The sequence below is a fragment of the Epilithonimonas zeae genome (assembly GCF_023278365.1).
GTDB lineage: Bacteria > Bacteroidota > Bacteroidia > Flavobacteriales > Weeksellaceae > Epilithonimonas > Epilithonimonas zeae_A.
Genome location: NZ_CP075338.1, coordinates 3,605,336 through 3,626,845, shown reverse-complemented (window position 1 = coordinate 3,626,845; position 21,510 = coordinate 3,605,336). Strand labels below are relative to the sequence as shown.

General features: G+C 35.3%; 16 protein-coding genes and 3 tRNA genes. 4 read left to right on the top strand and 15 right to left on the bottom strand.

What is annotated here, in order from left to right; all coding sequences use genetic code 11:
• Positions 1 to 80 precede the first annotated feature (80 nt).
• The 3 genes from KI430_RS16580 to KI430_RS16570 all read left to right on the top strand — a co-directional run bounded on the left by KI430_RS16580 (position 81) and on the right by KI430_RS16570 (position 4,974).
• Positions 81 to 1,973, top strand: coding sequence for an ABC-F family ATP-binding cassette domain-containing protein (locus KI430_RS16580; protein WP_248878366.1), 1,893 nt, complete (start codon positions 81 to 83; stop codon positions 1,971 to 1,973).
• A gap of 147 nt (positions 1,974 to 2,120) precedes the next feature.
• Positions 2,121 to 4,373, top strand: coding sequence for a TonB-dependent siderophore receptor (locus tag KI430_RS16575; RefSeq protein WP_248876009.1), 2,253 nt, complete (start codon positions 2,121 to 2,123; stop codon positions 4,371 to 4,373).
• Between the two features lie 85 nt (positions 4,374 to 4,458).
• Complete coding sequence (locus KI430_RS16570; RefSeq protein ID WP_248876008.1) at positions 4,459 to 4,974, top strand: hypothetical protein; 516 nt, start codon at positions 4,459 to 4,461, stop codon at positions 4,972 to 4,974.
• 4 nt (positions 4,975 to 4,978) lie between these two features.
• Here KI430_RS16570 and KI430_RS16565 read toward each other — a convergent pair whose 3' ends face one another.
• From KI430_RS16565 to KI430_RS16510, 12 genes are all read right to left on the bottom strand, one after another.
• Entirely contained in the window at positions 4,979 to 6,271 is a 1,293-nt protein-coding gene (locus KI430_RS16565) for a TSUP family transporter (RefSeq protein ID WP_248876007.1), read from the bottom strand.
• Between the two features lie 18 nt (positions 6,272 to 6,289).
• Positions 6,290 to 7,528 carry a sulfate adenylyltransferase subunit 1 gene (locus KI430_RS16560; RefSeq protein WP_248876006.1) on the bottom strand — a complete coding sequence of 413 codons (1,239 nt, stop codon included), beginning with the start codon at positions 7,526 to 7,528 and terminating at the stop codon, positions 6,290 to 6,292.
• Between the two features lie 92 nt (positions 7,529 to 7,620).
• Complete coding sequence (gene cysD / locus KI430_RS16555) at positions 7,621 to 8,529, bottom strand: sulfate adenylyltransferase subunit CysD (protein ID WP_248876005.1); 909 nt, start codon at positions 8,527 to 8,529, stop codon at positions 7,621 to 7,623.
• Positions 8,530 to 8,547: 18 nt separating this feature from the next.
• On the bottom strand, positions 8,548 to 9,261 hold the full coding sequence (locus tag KI430_RS16550; RefSeq protein ID WP_248876004.1) for a phosphoadenylyl-sulfate reductase: 714 nt from the start codon (positions 9,259 to 9,261) through the stop codon (positions 8,548 to 8,550).
• A 79-nt stretch (positions 9,262 to 9,340) separates the two neighbouring features.
• Positions 9,341 to 10,372 carry an NAD(P)/FAD-dependent oxidoreductase gene (locus KI430_RS16545; protein WP_248876003.1) on the bottom strand — a complete coding sequence of 344 codons (1,032 nt, stop codon included), beginning with the start codon at positions 10,370 to 10,372 and terminating at the stop codon, positions 9,341 to 9,343.
• 57 nt (positions 10,373 to 10,429) lie between these two features.
• The gene (gene gldN / locus KI430_RS16540) at positions 10,430 to 11,647 is read right to left on the bottom strand and encodes a gliding motility protein GldN (RefSeq protein ID WP_248876002.1); all 1,218 of its coding nucleotides are present in this window, start codon (positions 11,645 to 11,647) and stop codon (positions 10,430 to 10,432) included.
• 45 nt (positions 11,648 to 11,692) lie between these two features.
• Positions 11,693 to 13,261, bottom strand: a complete 1,569-nt coding sequence (gldM, locus tag KI430_RS16535) for a gliding motility protein GldM (protein WP_248876001.1) — start codon at positions 13,259 to 13,261, stop codon at positions 11,693 to 11,695.
• 47 nt (positions 13,262 to 13,308) lie between these two features.
• Positions 13,309 to 13,986 (bottom strand): gliding motility protein GldL, encoded by a 678-nt coding sequence (gldL, locus tag KI430_RS16530; RefSeq protein ID WP_248876000.1) that lies wholly within the window; start codon positions 13,984 to 13,986, stop codon positions 13,309 to 13,311.
• A gap of 46 nt (positions 13,987 to 14,032) precedes the next feature.
• Positions 14,033 to 15,457, bottom strand: coding sequence for a gliding motility lipoprotein GldK (gldK, locus tag KI430_RS16525; RefSeq protein ID WP_248875999.1), 1,425 nt, complete (start codon positions 15,455 to 15,457; stop codon positions 14,033 to 14,035).
• A gap of 106 nt (positions 15,458 to 15,563) precedes the next feature.
• Positions 15,564 to 17,417, bottom strand: coding sequence for a glutamine--fructose-6-phosphate transaminase (isomerizing) (glmS, locus tag KI430_RS16520; RefSeq protein ID WP_248875998.1), 1,854 nt, complete (start codon positions 17,415 to 17,417; stop codon positions 15,564 to 15,566).
• Between the two features lie 11 nt (positions 17,418 to 17,428).
• Positions 17,429 to 19,039 carry a DUF4270 family protein gene (locus KI430_RS16515; RefSeq protein ID WP_248875997.1) on the bottom strand — a complete coding sequence of 537 codons (1,611 nt, stop codon included), beginning with the start codon at positions 19,037 to 19,039 and terminating at the stop codon, positions 17,429 to 17,431.
• Between the two features lie 20 nt (positions 19,040 to 19,059).
• The gene (locus KI430_RS16510; protein WP_074236681.1) at positions 19,060 to 19,830 is read right to left on the bottom strand and encodes a glycogen/starch synthase; all 771 of its coding nucleotides are present in this window, start codon (positions 19,828 to 19,830) and stop codon (positions 19,060 to 19,062) included.
• A gap of 297 nt (positions 19,831 to 20,127) precedes the next feature.
• Here KI430_RS16510 and panC point away from each other — a divergent pair, with 297 nt between their 5' ends.
• On the top strand, positions 20,128 to 20,973 hold the full coding sequence (panC, locus tag KI430_RS16505) for a pantoate--beta-alanine ligase (protein ID WP_248875996.1): 846 nt from the start codon (positions 20,128 to 20,130) through the stop codon (positions 20,971 to 20,973).
• Positions 20,974 to 21,071: 98 nt separating this feature from the next.
• Here panC and KI430_RS16500 read toward each other — a convergent pair.
• The 3 genes from KI430_RS16500 to KI430_RS16490 form a co-directional block, all read right to left on the bottom strand.
• Positions 21,072 to 21,144: transfer RNA gene (locus tag KI430_RS16500), tRNA-Lys, on the bottom strand.
• A gap of 89 nt (positions 21,145 to 21,233) precedes the next feature.
• A tRNA-Leu gene (locus tag KI430_RS16495) sits at positions 21,234 to 21,316 on the bottom strand.
• A gap of 36 nt (positions 21,317 to 21,352) precedes the next feature.
• A tRNA-Lys gene (locus tag KI430_RS16490) sits at positions 21,353 to 21,425 on the bottom strand.
• Positions 21,426 to 21,510 lie beyond the last annotated feature (85 nt).

The following is a 21,510-nucleotide window of genomic DNA, read 5'->3' as shown; positions in this document are numbered from 1 at the left end:
AAAAAATTGTTTTATTAATGGAGTTTATGGGATATTCGGTTTTCAATTTCGTATTTTCGCCAATCGTTATAAACCATACAATGAATTACGTTTCTGCAGAAAATCTGAGCAAATCTTACGGCGTCAAAGTTTTATTTAAAAATATCAGTTTCCACGTGAACGAAGGTGACAAAATCGCAATTGTTGCCAAAAACGGAAGCGGGAAGTCTACACTTCTGAAAATCCTGATGGGAAAGGAAATCGCGGATAGTGGAACTACGGTTATCAACAAAGATATTCAGGTCGTTTTGTTTGACCAGGAAATTGATTTTGACCCGAAATTGTCTGTCGAGGAATTTATGATGACTTTGGATTCTGCTCCAATTTTAGCTTTGAAAAAATACCATCATGCATTGACTTCTGAAAACCCGGATGATATGGAAGCGGCTTTGGCAGAGATGGAAATCCATAAGGCTTGGGATTTGGAAAACGAAATGGAACAAATCCTTTCTCAGCTTAAAATCACAGATTTGAAAGCGAAAATGGGAACGCTCTCCGGTGGACAAATCAAGAGAATTGCATTGGCAAAACTTTTGACAGAAACCAGAGCTGAACATCGCCATACCTTATTGATTATGGATGAACCGACCAACCACTTGGATGTGGAAATGGTAGAATGGCTGGAAAACTATCTGAGTAAAGCGAAAATTACATTGCTTTTGGTAACGCACGACCGTTATTTTTTAGATGCCGTTTGTGACAAAATATGGGAAATGGAAGACGGAAATCTCTACCTCCACAACGGAAGTTATGCGACTTATCTTGAGAACAAAATGATTCGTGAGGACAATCTGAACTCAACGATTGATAAAGCGCAAAACCTATACAGAAAGGAGCTGGAATGGATGCGTAGACAACCGAAAGCGAGAACTACAAAGTCCAAATCGAGACAAGATGATTTTTACGAAACCGAAAAAATCGCGAAAACCGATACCCGAAAACAAGCTCTAGAATTGGATTTCGAGATGAAAAGATTGGGAAATAAAATTCTTGAATTGAAAAACATCAACAAAAGCTTTGGTGAAAAAGTCCTTTTCAAAGATTTTTCTTATCAATTTCAAAGAGGTGAAAAAGTTGGAATTGTTGGAAAAAATGGTGCTGGAAAGTCCACTTTACTGAATATCATCCAAGGTTTTGAGCCAAAAGATTCAGGAGAAATTGAAACTGGGGAAACGATTAAATTCGGATATTTTACTCAGAAAGGTTTGCAATACAAAGAAGACGAAAGAGTGATTGATTTCATCAAAGAAATTGGAGAAAATTTTCCTTTGGCTAATGGAAAAACCATATCGGCCTCTCAGTTCTTGAGATTATTCTTGTTTGATGACCAGACGCAATATTCTCCGATTTCCAAATTGTCTGGGGGAGAAAAACGTCGTCTGCATTTAATGTATATTCTTTATCAAAATCCGAATTTCCTGATTTTTGATGAGCCCACAAATGATCTGGATTTGCCAACGTTGACAGTTTTAGAAAACTTTTTACAGAATTTTCAAGGCAGTTTGATTATTGTTTCGCACGACCGTTATTTTATGGACAGAATTGTGGGTCACGTTTTGGCCTTTGAAGGTGAAGGAAAAATCAAAGAGTTTGTCGGGAATTTTTCTGAATATCGTGAACATTTGAAATCAGAGGATAAAAATCCAAAAGCAGAAACTCTGAAAGTTGAAAAGGTTGAAGCTCCGAAAGAAATAGAAACGCCTACTATTGCTACAACTCAACCAAGTAAAAAGAAATTATCTTTCAAAGAGCAACGTGAGCTGGAAACTATCGAGAAAGAAATGCCAAAATTGGAAGAAAAAAGAGCTGAGATTCTAGAGCAACTCAACAACGAATCTGATTACGATAAAATCTCAAAACTATCTTCGGAACTTGAAACAATATCAGAAAAACTTGAAGAATTTGAAATGCGTTGGTTGGAGCTTCAGGAATAATTGATAAATATCATAATATTATAAAACATTGATTTACATATAATTAAATCAATCAGACTTCATTATTTAGAATTATTTAAAATAATACTGAGTAGGTAATGATACATTTTATACTTTTGCCCAGTTTTTAAATATTCTAAATAAACTATGAGAAAAAATGTTGTTGTACTAGGTCTTATCACACTATCTGTTTTTGGTTACGCTCAGGAGGCAAAAACTGATTCTTTGAATGTAAGAACCATAGAAGATGTCAAGCTCCATAAAGCAGGAAATCCTAATAAGGCAAAGACATTCACTACCAAGTCCAACCTCGATGTGATGGAAAATCCGCAGGCCACAGCTATTGTGACCCACGAAATCATCGAGCAACAACAAGCACAGCAATTATCAGATGTCGTGAGAAATGTTAACGGAATGTATATTACTTCCGCTAGAGGTGGCTCACAGGACAGTTTTGGAGCAAGAGGCTATACATTTGGTAATGAGAATATTTATAAAAATGGTTCTCGTGTCAACAGCGGTATTTTTCCAGAAGTTTCGGGAATGGAAAGAGTTGAAGTGCTGAAAGGAAGTGCGGCTATTTTATATGGAAATATTGCGCCAGGCGGTATATTGAATATGATTACTAAAAAACCACTCTTTAAAGAAGGCGGAACCATTGCAGCTAGTGTCGGAAGCTGGAACAATTATAAAACAGCAATAGATTATTACGACTCTCTAAGTAGAACAGCGGCTTTTCGTGTTAATGGCGCTTATGAAAACAAGGAGAGTTTCAGAAACGGTGTTACTGGCGAAAAGTATTATTTCAATCCAAGTTTTCTTTTCAACCTATCAGATAAAACACAGTTGATTGTAGAAGGTGATTACTTGAAACAGGAATTCACGCCTGATTTTGGAATCGGAACCTTAGTTCTTGTCCCAAAGACATCCAAGTCTATCATCAACAATTTGCTGGGCATCAAAGAAAACCCAGGCATTAGCTGGCAGAATCAAATCAACCAAATGGCAACGTCTACAGTAACGTTAAATCACTCTTTCAATCAAAAATGGGCGCTGAATGCCGTGGCTTCTTACCAGAATTACACAAGAGACTTTTTTGGAGGCGAAAGAATGCAGTGGATGTATGACACGACAAAGAGTGATTATTACTGGGAAAGAACAGCTGCTAAAAATTATCAGGAACAAAATTATGCTTCCGTACAAATCAATCTTAACGGTGAGTTCAATACAGGACGATTGAAACATAAATTATTATTTGGTGGTGATGCTGATTATCTGCAAGCCGATGTCTATACATTTTCTTATTTGAAAAATGATGGTATCTGGACACCAGATAAAGATTCAACGGTAAAATATGGAACCAATGGTAATACCGAAGACAATAAAATATATCTAAGTAACGAAGCAAGCTGGGCAAGCGGCAATGTTTTGGAAACTAAAAAAAGAGACCTGATAAGAACACCAACGAGAAGAATTGGATTCTATCTTCAGGACTTGATTTCGGTAACAGAAAAATTCAAAGTTCTGGTGGGTGTAAGATGGTCTTATCTAGAGAACAGACCTGTTTTGACGACGACTTATTATGACCATAAAAAATCTGGTGGACAATTATTTTCACAGAGTGCATTTTCTCCTAGATTTGGTCTTGTCTACGAATGGAATAACAGTTTTACAACATTTGCCAGTTATTCTAATTCCTTTACGCCGAATACTGGAAATGACATCAATAACAAAGCTCTTCCAGCATCTATCATTGATCAATGGGAAGTAGGATTGAAGAAGAATCTTTTGGACAACACGTTAGCTTTTAATGTTACTGCTTATCAAATCGACAACAGTAATCTGGCTCAGACAGCACCATTCGATGAATATGGAAGAGTAAACACAAACACCAATATCAAAGAACTGACTGGAAAAACGAGAAGCCAAGGTGTGGAAGTGGACATCACTGGAAATCCTCTTGCCAATCTATCTGTTATAGCAGGCTATTCTTATAATTATATGACTTACCAGAAAACTCCGAATACACTCAACAGCTTTATCGAAGGTGAAAGAATTGTAAGAACGCCTCTCAATACTGCAAACGCTTCTGTATTCTATACTTTTGACAAATATGTGAAAGGTCTTAAAATCGGTGCAACTGCATTTTATACCGGAAGTAGGTTTGGAGGATGGAACAACCAAAAAGATGAGAACGGAAATCAGAAAACAGATAGAATGATTCCATTGACAGGTTTCACTCAAGTAGATTTTAGCATTGCTTATCACTACAAAAAATTCCTTATCCAAGGTAAATTAGCTAACGCATTCAATGTTTTAAATTATAATGTTCACGAGAATTATTCAGTGAATCCGATTATGCCAAGAAACTATTATATGACTTTGACATATAAACTTTAATAAATATCAAATCAAATTTCTAAAAATAAAAGTGGAGTCATACATTTGTCTCCACTTTTTCAAATTAAAAAAAACAAATATAAAAATGGATAAAATCAAGGATACAAAAACGTTTATGAGAATCACACACCGATATCTGGGGTATTTCTTGGCTGGAATAATGGCTGTTTATGCTATCAGTGGCGTTTTGTTGGTTTACAGAGATACAGATTTTTTGAAAAAAGAAAAAAGTTATGAGAAGAAATTCGAGGCTAATCTGGATGAGAAAAAATTAGGAAAAGAAATCAAAATCAAGGGTTTTGAGGTTGAAAAAACTGAAGGCGATGTAATGTTTTTCAAACAAGGAACTTATAATATCAAAACTGGTGAAGCAAAATATTCTAAGAAAGAATTACCATTCGTTTTAGACAAAATGACGAAACTTCACAAGTCTCAATCCAAAGACACACTATCTCCACTGAATACATTCTTCGGAATTTCATTATTTTTCTTTGTAATTTCTAGTTTCTGGATGTTTAATCCTAAGACCAAAGCTTTCAAACGCGGAATGGTTTTCACAGCGATTGGATTGGTAATTGCTTTGGTTTTGACATTTATCTAAAGAATCAGATAAGATGCAGAGCTTTCAACAAAACATTGAGACTCCAGATAATTACCATTAATCCTACTCCGATAAACATTGCCTTCAAAGGTAATTTTCCTGCTAGTTTTGCTGCAATTGGAGCTGCAAGAATACCACCTAAAATCAAAGCGGTAATCAATTGCCAATGGCTGATTCCGATAACTGAAAAGAATGTCAGAGCGCTGGCAAAGGTTACGAAAAACTCAGTAAGGCTCACAGTTCCGATGATGTAACGTGGCGTTTTTCCTTTTGAAATTAAAGTTGATGTTACCAATGGTCCCCAACCGCCACCTCCAAAGGAATCCAAGAAACCGCCTGCACCAGCTAACCAGCCGACTCTCTTCGTCTTTTTGCGTTTTTTATTTTTCTTGAATGCATTAAACAAAATTCTTATTCCAAGAATGAAGGTGTAGGTGGCTAAAATCGGTTTGATAATTCCGGAATATTTTTCTCCGAAATAAGCTAGCAATAATGCTCCTAAAATTGCACCTATTACACCCGGAATCAAAATATTCTTGAATAATTTCTTATTGATATTCCCAAATTTATAGTGACTAAATCCGGAAGCGCCGCTGGAAAACATTTCTGCTGTATGAATACTACTGCTGATTGCCGGCAAAGGAATCCCGATATACAACAATGCCGCTGTACAAGTCACACCATAGCCCATTCCCAGTGCTCCATCAATCAATTGTGCTAAAAATCCGACCAAAAACAACCAGAAAAATCGTTCGTCTGTGTTGGCATTTAGATATTGATAAGCAACTTCTAAATCTTTGAATCCCATATAAAATGACACTATATTTCCTATCAGCAAAACGACAAATGCCCAGAAAAATATAGTTGCGATTCTTCGCCATTTCTTTTCGCCATTAATAATGAAAAGAGATTTTCTCTCTTGCGAATCATTATTCCCCCGAAAGAAAAAATCGTTATCCGAAGGAAGACTCGGAGCGAAATATAAATTTTTTCTCTCTTTGATTTTATTGATTATCAGCTGGTCCTGCGCAGAATCTTCTGTAGCCACAATGAACAAATCTGCAATTTCTAAATATGAATCATCAAAATCCTCATTAATAATCCTGACCGACGTATTTTCCAGCAAAAGGTTTTTGATATCATCAGAAAGTCTCTTGGCAAGAACGCTGATATTAGCATCCGGAATATTCTGCATCAAATCATTGAGCTGTTCAGAAGCTAATTTTCCACCGCCGACAATCAGGATTTTGTTAGTCGATGCGTTGATGAAAACCGGAAGTGAAATTTTTGATGTCAAAGTCTTTTTTATTTAAAATTATTGAATCAATCCTGCGCCAACTGTTACAAAACTCGATTCATCGATGAAAATAATTCCACCATTGGAAGCCAAATCTTTGTAAGAATCGTAAGCCAAAGGTTTTGCGGTTTTCAATTTTAATTTTACAATTTCGTTTAGGGAAACTTGCTCAACTTCTTGTTTTTCCAAAGTATTGACATCGAGTTTATAGTCAATTTCTTTGATAACCACTTTGACTTGCGTCGTATTATTTTGAATCAGATATTTTGAACTGGATTTCAAAGGTTTGTCACCCATCCAACAAACGAGAACTTCTAATTCCTGTTCAATTTTTGGAAGGTCGTCGGATTTTACAATCAAATCGCCACGGCTGATATCTACATCGTCTTCCAAATGCAAAATCACACTTTGAGGCGCAAAAGCTTCTTCTACTTTTTGCTGGTTGATTTCAATGGATGAAATCTTACTCTCGGTTCCGGAAGGTAAAATCGTCACCGAATCTCCAACTTTGTAGATTCCACTGGAGATTTTCCCTGCATAACCACGATAATCGTGGAGTTCTTCTGTCTGAGGGCGAATCACGTACTGAACAGGAAATCTAGCTTTATCCAGATTGATGTTGTTTTCTAATTCAACAGACTCCAGATAATCCAATAAAGTTTTTCCGTCGTACCAATTCAGGTTTTCAGATTTATCAACGATATTGTCACCATCTAAAGCCGAAATTGGAATATAAACGACATTATTCAAAGACAGCTGTTCTGCCATTTTTGAATAGTCATTTTTTATATTGTTAAAAATGTCTTCGGAATAATTAACCAAATCCAGTTTGTTAATCGCCACTACAACATTCGGAATATTGAGTAATGATGCAATAATCGAATGTCTTTTGGTTTGTTCGATGATTCCGTTTCTGGCGTCAATCAGGATAATAATCAAATCGGAATTGCTGGCTCCTGTAATCATATTTCGGGTGTACTGAACGTGTCCAGGCGCATCTGCGATAATGAATTTACGTTTCGGCGTCGAGAAATATTTGTAAGCCACATCGATGGTGATTCCTTGTTCGCGTTCGGCTCTTAAACCGTCTGTCAGCAAAGCCAAATCCAGCTCGCCATCATTTTTGAATTTGCTTGCGCGTTCTACAGCTTCTAATTGGTCTATCAGAATATTTTTGCTGTCGTATAATAATCTGCCTATCAGTGTGCTTTTTCCGTCGTCTACACTTCCTGCAGTGATGAATCTTAATATGTCCATTGTTTTGATAATCGATAATTGATACTTGATAAATGATTTTGAGAAACTTTTCCCAATCTCATCATTCATCATTCATAATTCATCATTAATAATTAAAAATAACCTGCTTTTTTTCTGTCCTCCATTGCGGCTTCCGAAGTTCTGTCGTCTATTCTTGTTTCGCCTCGTTCGCTGGTTTTGGTCGTGATAATTTCGGCAATCACTTGTTCCAGATTGGTCGCTTCAGATAATACTGCTGCGGTACAAGTCATATCACCAACCGTTCTGTAGCGAACTTTTTCTTTGGTTACGACATCGTTTTCATCAAGATTAACAAACTCGTTCATTGCGATGAATTGGTTATCAAAATTAAGAACCTCACGCTCGTGTGAGAAGTAAATTGAAGGTAATTGGATATTCTCTTTCAAGATATAATTCCAGACATCCAATTCTGTCCAGTTGCTGATTGGGAAAGCGCGTACCTGTTCTCCTTTGTGGATTTTCCCGTTGTAGGTATTCCAAAGTTCTGGGCGCTGAAGTTTTGGATCCCATTGCCCAAAATCATCACGAACAGAGAAAATACGTTCTTTGGCTCTGGCTTTTTCCTCATCGCGTCTTCCGCCGCCGATGCAGCAATCGAATTCGAATTCTTCTATCGTGTCCAAAAGTGTAAAAGTTTGCAATGCGTTTCTGCTCGGCAATTTTCCTTTTGGTTCTCTCAAACCCTTTTCTTTAATAGTGTCTTCTACTTTTCTTACAATTAGTTTTTCTCCAATCTGCTCAGCTAATTGGTCACGAAATTCCAGAACTTCGGGAAAATTATGACCTGTATCGATGTGAACCAATGGAAAAGGAAATTTACCCGGGCGAAAAGCTTTTAGTGCCAAATGAACGAGCGTAATACTATCCTTCCCTCCACTGAAAAGTAAAGCTGGACGTTCGAACTGACCAGCGACTTCTCTGAAAATATGGATGGCTTCGGATTCTAACTGCTCCAGATAATCCAAATGATATTTTGACATTTTAATTTTTATTAATTGTTATTTGTGAACGTGGAGACCACACTCTTTTTTGCTGGCATCTTCCCACCACCAGCGACCCGCACGAAAATCTTCGCCTGGTTGAATAGCACGCGTACAAGGCGCACAACCAATGCTGACGAACCCTTTGTCGTGCAAAACATTATAAGGAATATTATTTTTTTTAATGTAATCTCTTACTTGTTCCGTTGTCCAGAATAGGATTGGATGATACTTGATGATCTGGTTCGACTCATCCCATTCGAATTGAGAAAGATTTTCTCTTGCGACTGAATGCTCTGCTCTGAGTCCCGTAATCCAGATTTTGTTGCCTTTCAGAGCTCTTTTCAGTGGATGAACTTTTCTTATCTCACAGCAAGTTTTACGATTCTCTACAGACCTGTAAAAAGAATCCGGTCCATTTTCCTGGATGAAAGGTTCTAATTCTTCCGGATTTGGATAAAAGGCTTTGATAGGTAGTTGATACTTAGATTTGGTTAAATTCCAAGTGTTATAAGTATCTTCGAATAGTCGACCTGTGTCTAGTGTGAAAACCTGGATTCTAGAATTTTTGACAAAGTCTGTGATAACCTGGTCTTCGAAACTAAAGCTTGTTGAAAAGCAAACTTCATTGGGAAAAGTATTTGTCAGAATCTCCAGAACTTCTTCTATCGATTTTGATTCAATATTTTCATCTATAAGTTTCTGGTAAGTTTTTTTTAGTTCGTTCTCCATCATTCAATGTAATCAGGTACAAATTTAACAATTCATTCAATTTTGACCAAATTAGTATAATTTAAAATACGTTAAAAAATTAATAGAATCTTTTAACATCAATTTCAGATTCAAGATTCAAATTATTCTCTATAAAATCAAACAGTACTTTAGAAAAATAACTTCCGTTGTAAACACCTCTTGCTCCCAACCCATTAAAGATGTAGAAATTCTGATATTTCTGATGCCTTCCTAAAATTGGTCTTCTGTCCGCAACCGTCGCACGAAAGGCTACATTGATATCCTGAATTTCAAAGTCATTTTTATAAATTTCCTGAAGTCCTGATTTTAATTCTTCGACTGATTCATCATTGATATTATTAGTTTTATCAAAACGGTCATAAGTTCCACCGTAGTAATAGTCATCATTCTGAAGATTAAATAAGAAATGCTTTTTCTTAATAATGTATGAGTCTGGAACTTTATTTAACTTAACTTTCAAACAATGGCCTTTATTGGGTTGAATTGGAACATTACTAAAAAATGGATTAGTGTTGCTTGCAATACCTTCGCAGAAAATAAGATTTTTAAATGTGAAATTTTTATACGAATTGTTTGCAGTATCAATTAATTGATGATCGAATTTTTCTTTGATTAAATAATTGTTGTCTTCTAAATAATTCAATATATCTGTAAAGAAACTAGAAACATCAATTCTGCAGGATTGATTGACCTTTCCAGCTCCGAAAGAATTTTCAACAGACACTAATTTTATAAAATCCGGGTTAAGATAAGACCTCAAATCTTCTTTCTGAGAATTTTTGGTCCATTGCACTTTCTCGGAATCATTATGAAAAATCCGAACAACATTTTCATCAATCAAATAATTTTTGGAAGTATAAGCTTCAATTTCTTTGAAGATGACATTCAGATAATCAATTTGTTGTTGAGACTTCCAAAATGTATTAAATCTCTTCAGAATAACAGGATTACAAACGCCGGCAGAAATCTGAGAAGCGGAGATATTTTCATCATAAAAAATCTTGAAAGATTTCTTTTCCTTAATCAATTGATGAGCAAAAAAAACTCCCGCATATCCAGCTCCAACGATGATATAATCTACGTGTTCCATAAAATAAAAAACCTGAGTAAAGATACTCAGGTTTTTTTATTTGGGCTATGAGAAATATTAGTAATTCCACATATCATTTTCCATTTGAAGAATCTGTGCTTTGATTCTGTCGCTTTCTTCCAATTGTCCTTCTGCATCATTTGGAATGTATTCGTCAATAATACCACTTCCACCTCTTCCTAAGCCATTATCCGCTTTGTAGATTACTGATGAAAATCTTCTTGCATTAAGAACATCATCAAAAGTGATATCAGATGTAGAGTTTTTAGCATTAAAGATATAATTACTGCTTAAAACCTGTCTAGCATCCGGATAATAGATCCAGAAAAGATCGATTAAATCACTAGCTTCATTTAGGATAGATGGATCAACCGGAGCGCCTGATTCCTGCATTTGTCTAGCTCTTTCAGCTTTCAAAATCGCGGAGTTAGGATCTTCACCCATAGCAGCAATTCCAAGAAGTCTATATCTTAACTGAGTATCTCTTTTATCGATATACCACATTCCCATTAGCTTAAGCGCTTTAACTTTCTCAGTTTTAGTTTCAGAAAAACCAACGTTAGCTTCAACATCACTTTTTTTGATTTTATACCAAGAACCGTCTAAGTTAACAAGCATCGTTCCAGGTTCTATAGAAGGAGCCTTGGTTGTTTTCTTAACCGTTTTTTTCTTTTTACCTTTTCCTGTAGTTACAGTTTCTTCAGTAGCGGCAGGCTGAGCAGCTCCGTTATACTCCAAAACATCGGCAAGTCTGGTAGAATATTTCATAAACATCCCATCAACTTGCTTATTACCAGCACCTTTAAGAGAAGTAAAATATTTTAAAAGTCTTTGAGCTTCTGCATCTTCAATCTTATTGGCATTCATTATTTCTGTGAAATAATCATCGACCATTGGAACAGATGTAGCAGCTGCAATACCTTCCGGGGTTAATCTAGTTGTAAAATCATCACCAGAATAAACTTCTTTTATTTTACCTGAATTAACAGCATCTAATAAGATTTGATAAAGAGACTTGTTTTGAGAAACCAAGCCATCAGCATTATGATAGAAAGGCTGATTGATTTTATCGTTCATATCAATAATTTCCCATACAACCATACTTCTCAAAATGTCTTTATCTTCTATAAATCCATATTTAAGAGGTGTTATACTATCTTTCTTGATCTCACGATCTTCTCTGAATGTCTGAGGAGAATTAGCATTCAGAATGCTGTTTTGTCCAAAAGCCATTGCTGAGGAAAGACAAATTAAACTATATATAATCTTTTTCATAATAAGTATTGAAATATAAAATCAATCAGATAAAACTTTTTTTAATTATAGTACACTAATAACTACACCGCTGATATTAGGAAGTACTACTCCGCTTAATCCTTGAGCTGTTGCCTGAACATCAAAGATTGCTACGTTATCTCCAGATCTTAGACCTTTTGTTAAGGACTCTACTGGTGCTAATGAACTTCCGTTTACAGACATTACTGCCTTACCAGGTACTTTAACTTTAAAGCTTACCACATTAAACGAAACTGGGAAATCAAAATCTTTAAGTGTAGCTGTTAAAGTTTGTTTTGAAATCATGTTGGCAGGCATTACATCATAACCCTTACCTCTAATTTCACCTCTTGGCGGAGGGATATTTTTAACTCTAAATTTGAAAGGCTGAGAAATTGTTTTTCCACTTGGTGATTTTCCAGCAATTGTAAGTGTAACCTCATTACCAGCACCAGGTGTAACATTCCATTTTCCACTACTTCCGCTTACAGATGCACCCGCTGCTGATAAAGTAGTTGCACTAAGATCTGCACCCAGGATTGACCCCGAAACAGGGTTAGAAAGTCCTCTATAAAGAACATTCATCTTATCAGCTGCTAAGATTGCACCACTTTGCTCTTTAAGTGCTTCTGCACCAGAAACGACATTAAGTGTATGAGCATATGGAAGTGAATGTGCTTTTCCGTTTTTGTCATTGAATGTAATAGTTCCCTGGAACTTCTGCTCTCCAGTAGAACCTGTATTAGGAGTAATAACCCCTTGTCCATTTACAACCTGCGCTCCAGTGATTGATAAACCAGGAACTGAACTAGCAAAAGTTCCGATCGCCACTTTAATTTGAGCTGGTTCACCTTTCATAACTGAACTTGGTCCAGATACTAAAGCTTCGTAAGCATCAAATTTGATATCAGCATCCACTTTCTCCTGAAGCATAGAAGTGATTGCATCTGACTGCAAGTTTCTAGCTTCTGACTGTATAACTTCTAAGTTAGAAAGTGCAGCAACTAATGGTTGGTTATAAAATTTATACTGGATCCACCCTTTTGCAGCTCTTTTATCTCCCTTAGGAAAATCTGCGACAAGTGTTTTCTTAGCTCTTTCAGCAACATCTTTCAATTGAGGATTAGCTCCGAAAGAACTTACAATAAAATCTCTTAAGCCATTAATCTTAGCTTGAAGATCTGTAGCTGTTTTAGATGGATTTTTTTCATCACCATCTTTAAAGAAATTATTAGTAGCCGGCTCAGTATTGTTAAGAGCAGTAAAACTTTCTTCAACAGCCAGAGTAGGATTATACTCAGCTTCGGTGCTCATTTTAGTTTTAAGGTCTTCGATAAAATTAACTAGTTCGTTAGTTTTTCCTTCTAAGCCTTTATACTGGTCTAACAATGGACCATATGTTTCTGGTGAAGAAACAGCTTTAGCCTCTAAAGTCTTTTTGAAAATCTTATCATTCTTGTCCTGAACTGTAAGTCTGGTATCAGTTAATGATTGATTGGTATCTTTATATGATCTGATGATTTCCTGATCGATCTGCATTGCAAGCATCGCAATGAAAACCAAATACATCAGGTTAATCATCTTCTGACGTGGTGTCTGTTTACCTCCTGCCATTTTAATACAATAATTTAAATGTTAAACAATAATTAAAATGATAGGGATTAAGACTTCATTGCGCTAAGCATACCACCGTAAACTCTGTTAAGGCTATTAAGATTAGAAGTTAAACCTTGTAATTCCTCATTGAATTTTTCTGATTGTGCTGCAGATTTCTGGATATCTTCAACATATTTTTTGCTGAACTCAGACTGCTTTTGTCCTTGTTCCAATTGTAAAGCATATAAAGCATTCATGCTCTCTAGGTGAGAAGCGGCAAGATTCAATTGCTCGTTATATTTGTGAGTAGAAGCAGAAACATCTACAGTTTGGTTGATTTGATCTACAGAAGAAGAAAATTTATCAATTCCACCTCTTAATCTTTCGAATAAGCTTACGTCTAATTTAGCATCAACTAACATTTTGTCAAGCTTGTCGGATAATGAAACTTCCAATTCTTTATTTTCTACTTTAGCAACAACTTTTCTTGGTTGTCTCTCAGCAGACTCATCCAATAATTCTGGGTAAACGTTTTCCCAAGCATAATGCTCTTCTTTTACTGGTGGATCGAATGCGAAGAACAAGAAGATGATTGCTTCAGTAATCAAACCTGCAGCAAGTGCTACGTTACCAGTAATAGGTCCTACGTGCCAGTGCGTCATTTTGAATAAAGCACCTAAGATTACGATAGCTGCACCAAACGAATAAACAAAGTTAGTTATTGATTCTTTAGTTTTAAACATTTTTTCAATTTTTAGTTAGTTAGTAAAAGTTAGTTTATTTTATAATTTATTTTGTTTTTCTCGTGAATTTACCTGCTCCAGCTGGAATATCCTGGATTGTTCTGAACCCGATATAACTTCTTGCAGAATCTTTTCTTTCCCAATCTCTGTATCCAGTCATCAATAGATAACCTACATCTTTCCAAGAACCACCTCTTACAGTTTTCTTAACTTCTCTGTAAGCCTGGTTAGATAAATATGGATTTAAAGTTGATGAGAATTCGTAAGTTGAGTTGTTGTAAGGAGACTCTGTCCATTCTGCAACATTTCCTGCCATATCATACAATCCGTATCCATTTTTAGGGAATTTTTTCACAGGACCTGTGTAAGTATAAGTTCCTTTTTTCTCATCTTCAATATAAGTACCTCTTTTAGGTTTGAAGTTGGCTAAGTAGCAACCTCTGTCATCTTGCAAATAAGGTCCTCCCCAAGGATAAGTAGCATTTTGGATTCCCCCTTTTGCAGCATATTCCCATTCAGATTCTGTTGGAAGACGGAATCTCATAGCTTTTTGCTTTTTCTTTTTAAGGCTGTTGTTATAATCTGTTTTGATTTTAGTTTTGAAATCACAATAAGCTCTAGCCTGATCCCAAGTTACACCAACAACAGGATATTCTTTATAAGCATTATGCCAAAAATATTGATCAAACAAAGGTTCGTTATAAGCGTAGTTAAAATCCTTAACCCAAACTGTGGTGTCTGGATAAACGGCAATACTTTCTTTTTTAAGATATTTTGTTCCTCTATCTTTATCTTTTACCGCAGAAGCAACATCTTCCCACTGATAATTATATTTAATCTTGGACCAATCAATGATTCTTTCATTATTGATTCTCTTTTCAGCAGGTAAATACATAGATTCTAAAACCTCTGCATACTTCTCATCCGGATAAGCTGAAGTATTATAAGTTAATGGTACTTTTTTATCTAATTTTTTAGATTCATCGTAACCATCTCTACCACCCTGAGATTCCAAAAATTTCTGATAAGGACTTGCATCTTCTCCAGTTTTTTTAGAAGCATAAGCATAGTCAGCAATAGACCCGCCGTTTCCGCCTTCTTCTCCTCCACCTTCTCCAGCAGCTTCAGCTAATAAGCCTCTGGCAATTGAATCTCTAACAGCATTGATAAAAACACGATATTCTGCGTTTGTAACTTCTGTCTCATCCATAAAAAAGGAAGAAACGGTCACTGTTTTTGGCATTGCTTTTTCCGGTGTACTCGCAAAGTCCTGATCTGCCATACCCATTACAAAAGATCCACCAGGAATTGGAACCATCCCATAAGGTCTTTCTGCTATAAATGATTTTGAAGATCCTCTTGGAACAAGTTCACCCTTGATTCCGGGGTTACCTGTAATACCTTTCCCTCCACCTTTGGAACAAGAAATGATAACCGAAGTTGACAACAATATAAATAATATCCTTTTCATCCTATTTTAAAGAAATTAAGCGGTAAATATATAATTTTTTTTATGAATAATTATCAATTTTAATTGAAAACGTAATTTGTTAAAGAATATTTCACAAACTACAAAATTATTCTACAGTAACTGATTTTGCCAGGTTTCTAGGCTGATCTACATTAGCTCCTCTAGCCACAGCAATATAATATGACAACAGCTGCAAAGGTATAGATGCTAAGATTGGAGAGAAACATTCTGAAGTCTCAGGAATCTCTATAATATAGTCCGCCATTGCAGAAACTTGTGTATCGCCTTTGTTAACAATTGCAATTACTTTTCCTTTTCTAGCTTTGATTTCTTGTACATTGCTTACAATCTTATCATAATGCCCAACTTTCGGAGCAATAATAACGATTGGCATATTTTCATCAATTAAAGCAATAGGTCCGTGCTTCATTTCAGCAGCAGGATACCCTTCTGCGTGGATATAAGAAATCTCTTTTAGTTTAAGAGCTCCTTCCAAAGCCGCAGGGAAATTGTAACCTCTACCTAAATACAAGAAATTGGTAGCATCAACAAATTTGGAAGCAATTGTTTTCACTGTTTCATCTACAGAATTAAGAACATCTTCTACTTTTTTCGGAATAGCATCCAATTCGGTAATTAATCTCATGAAATCTGCTTTTCCAAGATTTCCATTATGGTTTCCTAACTTAATTGCAATTAATGATAATATTGTTAATTGTGCTGTGAAAGCTTTTGTAGAAGCTACACCAATTTCTGGTCCAGCGTGTGTATAAGCACCAGCATCTGTGTAACGAGCAATTGAAGAATCTACAACATTGCAAATTCCAAAAACGAAAGCTCCTTTTTCTTTAGCCAATTTGATAGCAGCCATTGTATCAGCAGTTTCACCCGATTGCGAAATTGCAATTACAACATCTTTCGAACTAATAATTGGGTTTCTGTATCTGAACTCTGAAGCATATTCTACTTCTACTGGAACTCTTGCAAATTCTTCAATTAGATATTCACCAATTAATCCAGCGTGCCAAGAAGTACCACAAGCAATGATGATAATTCTTTCCGCATTAGTTAATCTATCTAAATGATCCCAGATCCCAGCCATTTTAATGATTCCTTCATCAACCAAAAGACGGCCTCTCATTGTATCATGAATAGACTTTGGCTGCTCAAAGATTTCTTTTAACATAAAATGGTCATACCCACCTTTCTCTATTTGTTCAAGATTAAGTCTTAGCTCTTGAATAGCAGGTTCGATTTTAGCATTTTCTTTAATAGTTCTGATGTCAATTCCAGATTCTAAAGAGATTGTAGCCATGTGACCTTCTTCCAAATACACTGCTTCCTTTGTAAATTCAACAAAAGGTGAAGCATCAGAAGCAACAAAATATTCGTTTTCACCAATACCAACAGCTAAAGGAGAACCTAATCTTGCAACTACTAACTGTCCCGGAAAATCTTCGTGCATCACAGAAACCGCATAAGCGCCATAAACTTCGTTCAAAGCATATCTTACGGCTTCTGGAAAGTCTAAAGTAGGCTCTTTATCCATAAAATACTGGATAAGATTTACTAAAACTTCTGTATCAGTTTCGGATTTAAATTCGTATTCTTTATTGATAAGCATTGTTTTAATCGTATCATAATTTTCTATAATACCATTATGAACAATCGCTATTTTACCATTATTAGAAAGGTGTGGATGAGAATTGTTATCACTAGGAATACCGTGTGTAGCCCATCTTGTGTGACCCATTCCCAATTTGGCAGTTTCTTTCAAACCTTTGGAAATTGCGACAAGATCGTCTACTTTTCCTTTGGTTTTTTTAACTTCTAAATCTCCTTTTTGAGATTCTAAAATAATCCCAGCGCTGTCATAACCACGATATTCCAGACGACGCAACCCGTTGATTACTATATCATATGCATCTCTAAAACCTGTATATCCAACAATTCCACACATAGTTTATGTTTTTATTTTTTAGTATATATTATTCTAAGCTGAGCTACCTTAGAAGTATTTAATATTTTTTCACCCGCATTACCCAGATTATTTATATCTGTTCCTTTAAGCACGATACGGTACGGGTTATAAGCTCTGTCATTATATGCTTGTCCTAATAAAAGACCAGTAGAGGCATCACTTAAATAACTTCCGACATTAACAATAAAGTCTTTTCCTTTTGTAACATCATAGGTCTCATCTTCGATAATTTTCTTTAAAGAAGCAGTAATTCCTATATCATAAGATGCATTTTCCGTAGAAAGATTAGCTGTTTTTATTAATGAATAGCCTGCACTAGCCAACTCTGTCATATCTGGTAAAAATCCAGTTTCATTATTTTGACGAACGATTAAACTGCTTGGTTTTCTGTAAGAATTTTTCCAAGTTATATCATCATTGAATAAACGAAGTTTTGCAGAAACGATTCCTACTTTATTCTCCTTATATAGTTTTTTAAGCGCTAAAATAGTACCAGCAGGAATTCTCAAACCAATACTACTTCCTCCCATTCCTTGCATATATATTTTAGATGCAGGATTTACTGTATACTGTGGTACTAAAGGATTATCCAAATCTTTGACATTGGTTGCTGCAGTCATAGCATTGCTATAATCTGAGGATTTATTAAAAACAATATGACTAAAATGAGTATTACCAGATCCTAAATTCAAAGTAGTTTGTGCTTTTGTCCTTGTAACGGTTCCATCTGTTGCAGTAACATCATTCTTATAATAAATTACAATTCCTGCATCGTTAGGTGCCATAGAAAAAAGGTAACCTTTTGGCTCATCAACAGAAATGCTGATTCCCTTAAAATACCTGATAAAAGAAGCCGCATCCTTTAAAACCTGATTACCTTGTTTAGCGATAATTTTATTTTGGAAAAATGCACTATCCAGTTTTATTCTCATAGAAACGCTTCGGTTCAACAATTCTGAACCATCTGAATCTTTAGTAATTACAACTGAATTCACAGTCCCATTGAAAGACTTAGATCCAATCTGCGAACCTATCGCAAAAGCTTTATTAGAAGATAATGAATCTGAAGCTCCGCCCATAAAGTCGGTGACTTCATTCACTTTTATATTAACTATTAATTTATCTTTTCCGTTTTTGGTTCTTCCGTATTTGCTTACAGGATATGTCGTAACTACCTTTTTAGCAGCAACTGAACCATCTGGATAAACATAATCTTCATTAGTAGTAGTTGTAATAGAATCCGTAGCTGTTGCATATCTCGGTTTCAAAGTAAGCACTACAGAGTCGATAACAGGGTTTTTTCCAAAATCAGGATTATAAGTATCCAATCTTAGCTGAGTAAGGTATGATACTTTCTGACTTCCGAAAACATCCTCTTCAAAATTACCTATTCTAACACTATCCAGTTTAGAAGCATCTGATTGGATAACATCATTATTATTAATATTGTAAGCGATAATACTATATGCTTGATCCGCACCATCTGCTCCTTCCACCAATTGAGACCCTAGATCATCTAAATCTCCTTCACAAGAATTTAATACAATTACTCCCATCAACAAGAACGGAAGCAACTTCATTAATGTTTTTATTTTTATCATTATTTTATGAACAATAGTAATTAATAAACCTGAGCTATAGAATCTGCATTCAGATAGTCTGATTTTTCAGCATCTGCTTTCCCATAAGCCTCCTCAAGTTTTTCTTCAAGAAATTCATTTCCTTTTACGATGACATCTACATAATCCATACTTGCATTAACAAAATTCAAGAAGCTTGGTTTATCTAACGATTGTAGACCAGAAATATTATCGAATTCCAAAATTTCTTTGGTATTTTCATTCAACGGAATATCATCCTCATTATACACAGAAAGAACAATTTTGGTATCTTTGAAATAAGTATCGTCTTTGTAATAAGTTTTTAAATAAATCGGGATTAAAGCTGACATCCATCCATTTAAATGGATAACATCTGGAACCCAATTTAGTTTTTTGATAGTTTCTATAACACCTCTTGCAAAGAAAACAGCTCTCTCGTTGTTATCTTCAAATGGTGCTCCTTCGTCATCAAAATAATATTGTTTTCTTTTGAAGTACTCTTCATTATCAATGAAATAAACCTGCAGACGCTCACCAGGTAAAGAAGCAACTTTAATAATCAATGGTTGATCCAGATCATTAATAATGATGTTCATCCCAGAAAGTCTGATTACCTCGTGTAATTGGAATTTTCTTTCACTGATTTGTCCGAATCTAGGCATAAAAACCCTTACATCGTTACCTCCGCCGTGCATTTTCAGCGCCATTTTGTGTACCAAGCTCCCGATATTTGTCTCCTCTTGGTAGGGAAACATTTCCGTAGTAACGTATAAAATCTTTTGATTAGGCATAAAATTTACTTTAAACGAAGTACAAAAACTTCATTTTGCAAAATTACAAAAAATTAAATCAAAACATTTATTTTCCTTAATATTAATACTTAACATTCAAACATATTATATATCAACAAGTTAATTATAACCAAATGTTAATTTCTAAATGAAACAATGGGTTTATTAAACATTATAAGTCACTCAATTACAATTTTACTCTATAAATGTTTTTTAGATTTGAATGAAACTATCTAGATTCTAATAATATCAATCCAAAAAAACTATTACCTTTGAACTATAAACATCAATATAATAATGCAGGTTTTCTACGACTACAATTCATTTTCCAATTATATTAATACTCAAAAAAAACAAGGCAAATCAATAGGTTTCGCGCCGACAATGGGCGCTTTACACGCAGGACATATTTCACTTTATGAGGAAGCAAGAAAAGAGAATAACATTGTTATATCTTCTATTTTTGTTAATCCTACTCAGTTTAACAATCCTGAAGATCTTGAAAAATATCCTCGAACTATTGAAGACGATATTAAAAAACTAGAAAACTCTAAGCTTGTAGATGCAGTATATATTCCGAGAGTTGAAGATATCTACCCTAACGGAATGGAGAGAAAACGCTACAATTTTGGAGGAATCGAAAACGAAATGGAAGGAGCTGCCAGACCAGGACACTTCGATGGAGTTGGAACAGTCGTAGAAGAATTATTCCGACAAGTACAACCAGACAATGCGTATTTTGGAGAAAAGGATTTTCAGCAATTGAAAATCATCGAAAAACTGGTTGAAGTTTTGGATTTGAAAATTAAAATTCACGGCGTAAAAATTCATAGAGAAGAAAATGGCCTTGCTATGAGTTCCCGCAATATGAGACTTTCTGAAACTGAAAAAGAAACTTCCTCTCTTATATATAAGTCTTTGAAGCAGGTTAATGACTGGACAAAAACTTTAAATGTTTATGAAATTAAGGAAAGGGTTGAAAAGATCTTCAACCAGGGAGAAATGGATTTGGAATATTTTATAATTGCAGACGAAGAAACTTTAAAAGAGGTTGACTCTTTATCAGAAAACAAAAACTACAGAGCTTTTATAGTTGTGAACGTTGGAAGCGTAAGATTAATTGATAACCTTCATCTGGACTAACATTAAGATTTAAAACAAAAAAAGAAGCTTCTTTTACAAGAAGCTTCTACACCAAATCACAAAATATTAATATGAAAAAAATTTACTTGCGTAAATTGTGACCTGGCTGGGATTCGAACCCAGGACCCATACATTAAAAGTGTATTGCTCTACCAGCTGAGCTACCAGGTCGGTCTTTGATGAATGATAATTGATGAGAGATAAATGATTAGAAATTACAAATCAATTACCGACTTATCTTTTATCGATTATTTTTGCAGTGCCTGCGACTGGACTCGAACCAGCACATCCTTAGGAAACCACCCCCTCAAGATGGCGTGTCTACCAATTTCACCACGCAGGCAAAAAAAAACCGTATCGCTACGGATTTATTTGCTAGTGACCTGGCTGGGATTCGAACCCAGGACCCATACATTAAAAGTGTATTGCTCTACCAGCTGAGCTACCAGGTCGGCCACTTCTTAAACTTAGCAACATATGTTGTTCCGTTTAGAGTGGTGCAAAGATAGGGCTTTTTTTAAAATCTCAAAATTTTTT

Bases quoted from the DNA above. Each gene is read 5' to 3' on its own strand.
- panC (WP_248875996.1), top strand. From the start codon at position 20,128: ATGCAGGTTTTCTACGACTACAATTCATTTTCCAATTATATTAATACT.
- KI430_RS16515 (WP_248875997.1), bottom strand. From the start codon at position 19,039: ATGATAAAAATAAAAACATTAATGAAGTTGCTTCCGTTCTTGTTGATG.
- KI430_RS16560 (WP_248876006.1), bottom strand. From the start codon at position 7,528: ATGGACATATTAAGATTCATCACTGCAGGAAGTGTAGACGACGGAAAA.
- glmS (WP_248875998.1), bottom strand. From the start codon at position 17,417: ATGTGTGGAATTGTTGGATATACAGGTTTTAGAGATGCATATGATATA.
- KI430_RS16580 (WP_248878366.1), top strand. From the start codon at position 81: ATGAATTACGTTTCTGCAGAAAATCTGAGCAAATCTTACGGCGTCAAA.
- KI430_RS16575 (WP_248876009.1), top strand. From the start codon at position 2,121: ATGAGAAAAAATGTTGTTGTACTAGGTCTTATCACACTATCTGTTTTT.
- cysD (WP_248876005.1), bottom strand. From the start codon at position 8,529: ATGTCAAAATATCATTTGGATTATCTGGAGCAGTTAGAATCCGAAGCC.
- gldN (WP_248876002.1), bottom strand. From the start codon at position 11,647: ATGAAAAAGATTATATATAGTTTAATTTGTCTTTCCTCAGCAATGGCT.
- gldM (WP_248876001.1), bottom strand. From the start codon at position 13,261: ATGGCAGGAGGTAAACAGACACCACGTCAGAAGATGATTAACCTGATG.
- KI430_RS16550 (WP_248876004.1), bottom strand. From the start codon at position 9,261: ATGGAGAACGAACTAAAAAAAACTTACCAGAAACTTATAGATGAAAAT.
- KI430_RS16510 (WP_074236681.1), bottom strand. From the start codon at position 19,830: ATGCCTAATCAAAAGATTTTATACGTTACTACGGAAATGTTTCCCTAC.
- KI430_RS16545 (WP_248876003.1), bottom strand. From the start codon at position 10,372: ATGGAACACGTAGATTATATCATCGTTGGAGCTGGATATGCGGGAGTT.
- KI430_RS16570 (WP_248876008.1), top strand. From the start codon at position 4,459: ATGGATAAAATCAAGGATACAAAAACGTTTATGAGAATCACACACCGA.
- gldK (WP_248875999.1), bottom strand. From the start codon at position 15,457: ATGAAAAGGATATTATTTATATTGTTGTCAACTTCGGTTATCATTTCT.
- gldL (WP_248876000.1), bottom strand. From the start codon at position 13,986: ATGTTTAAAACTAAAGAATCAATAACTAACTTTGTTTATTCGTTTGGT.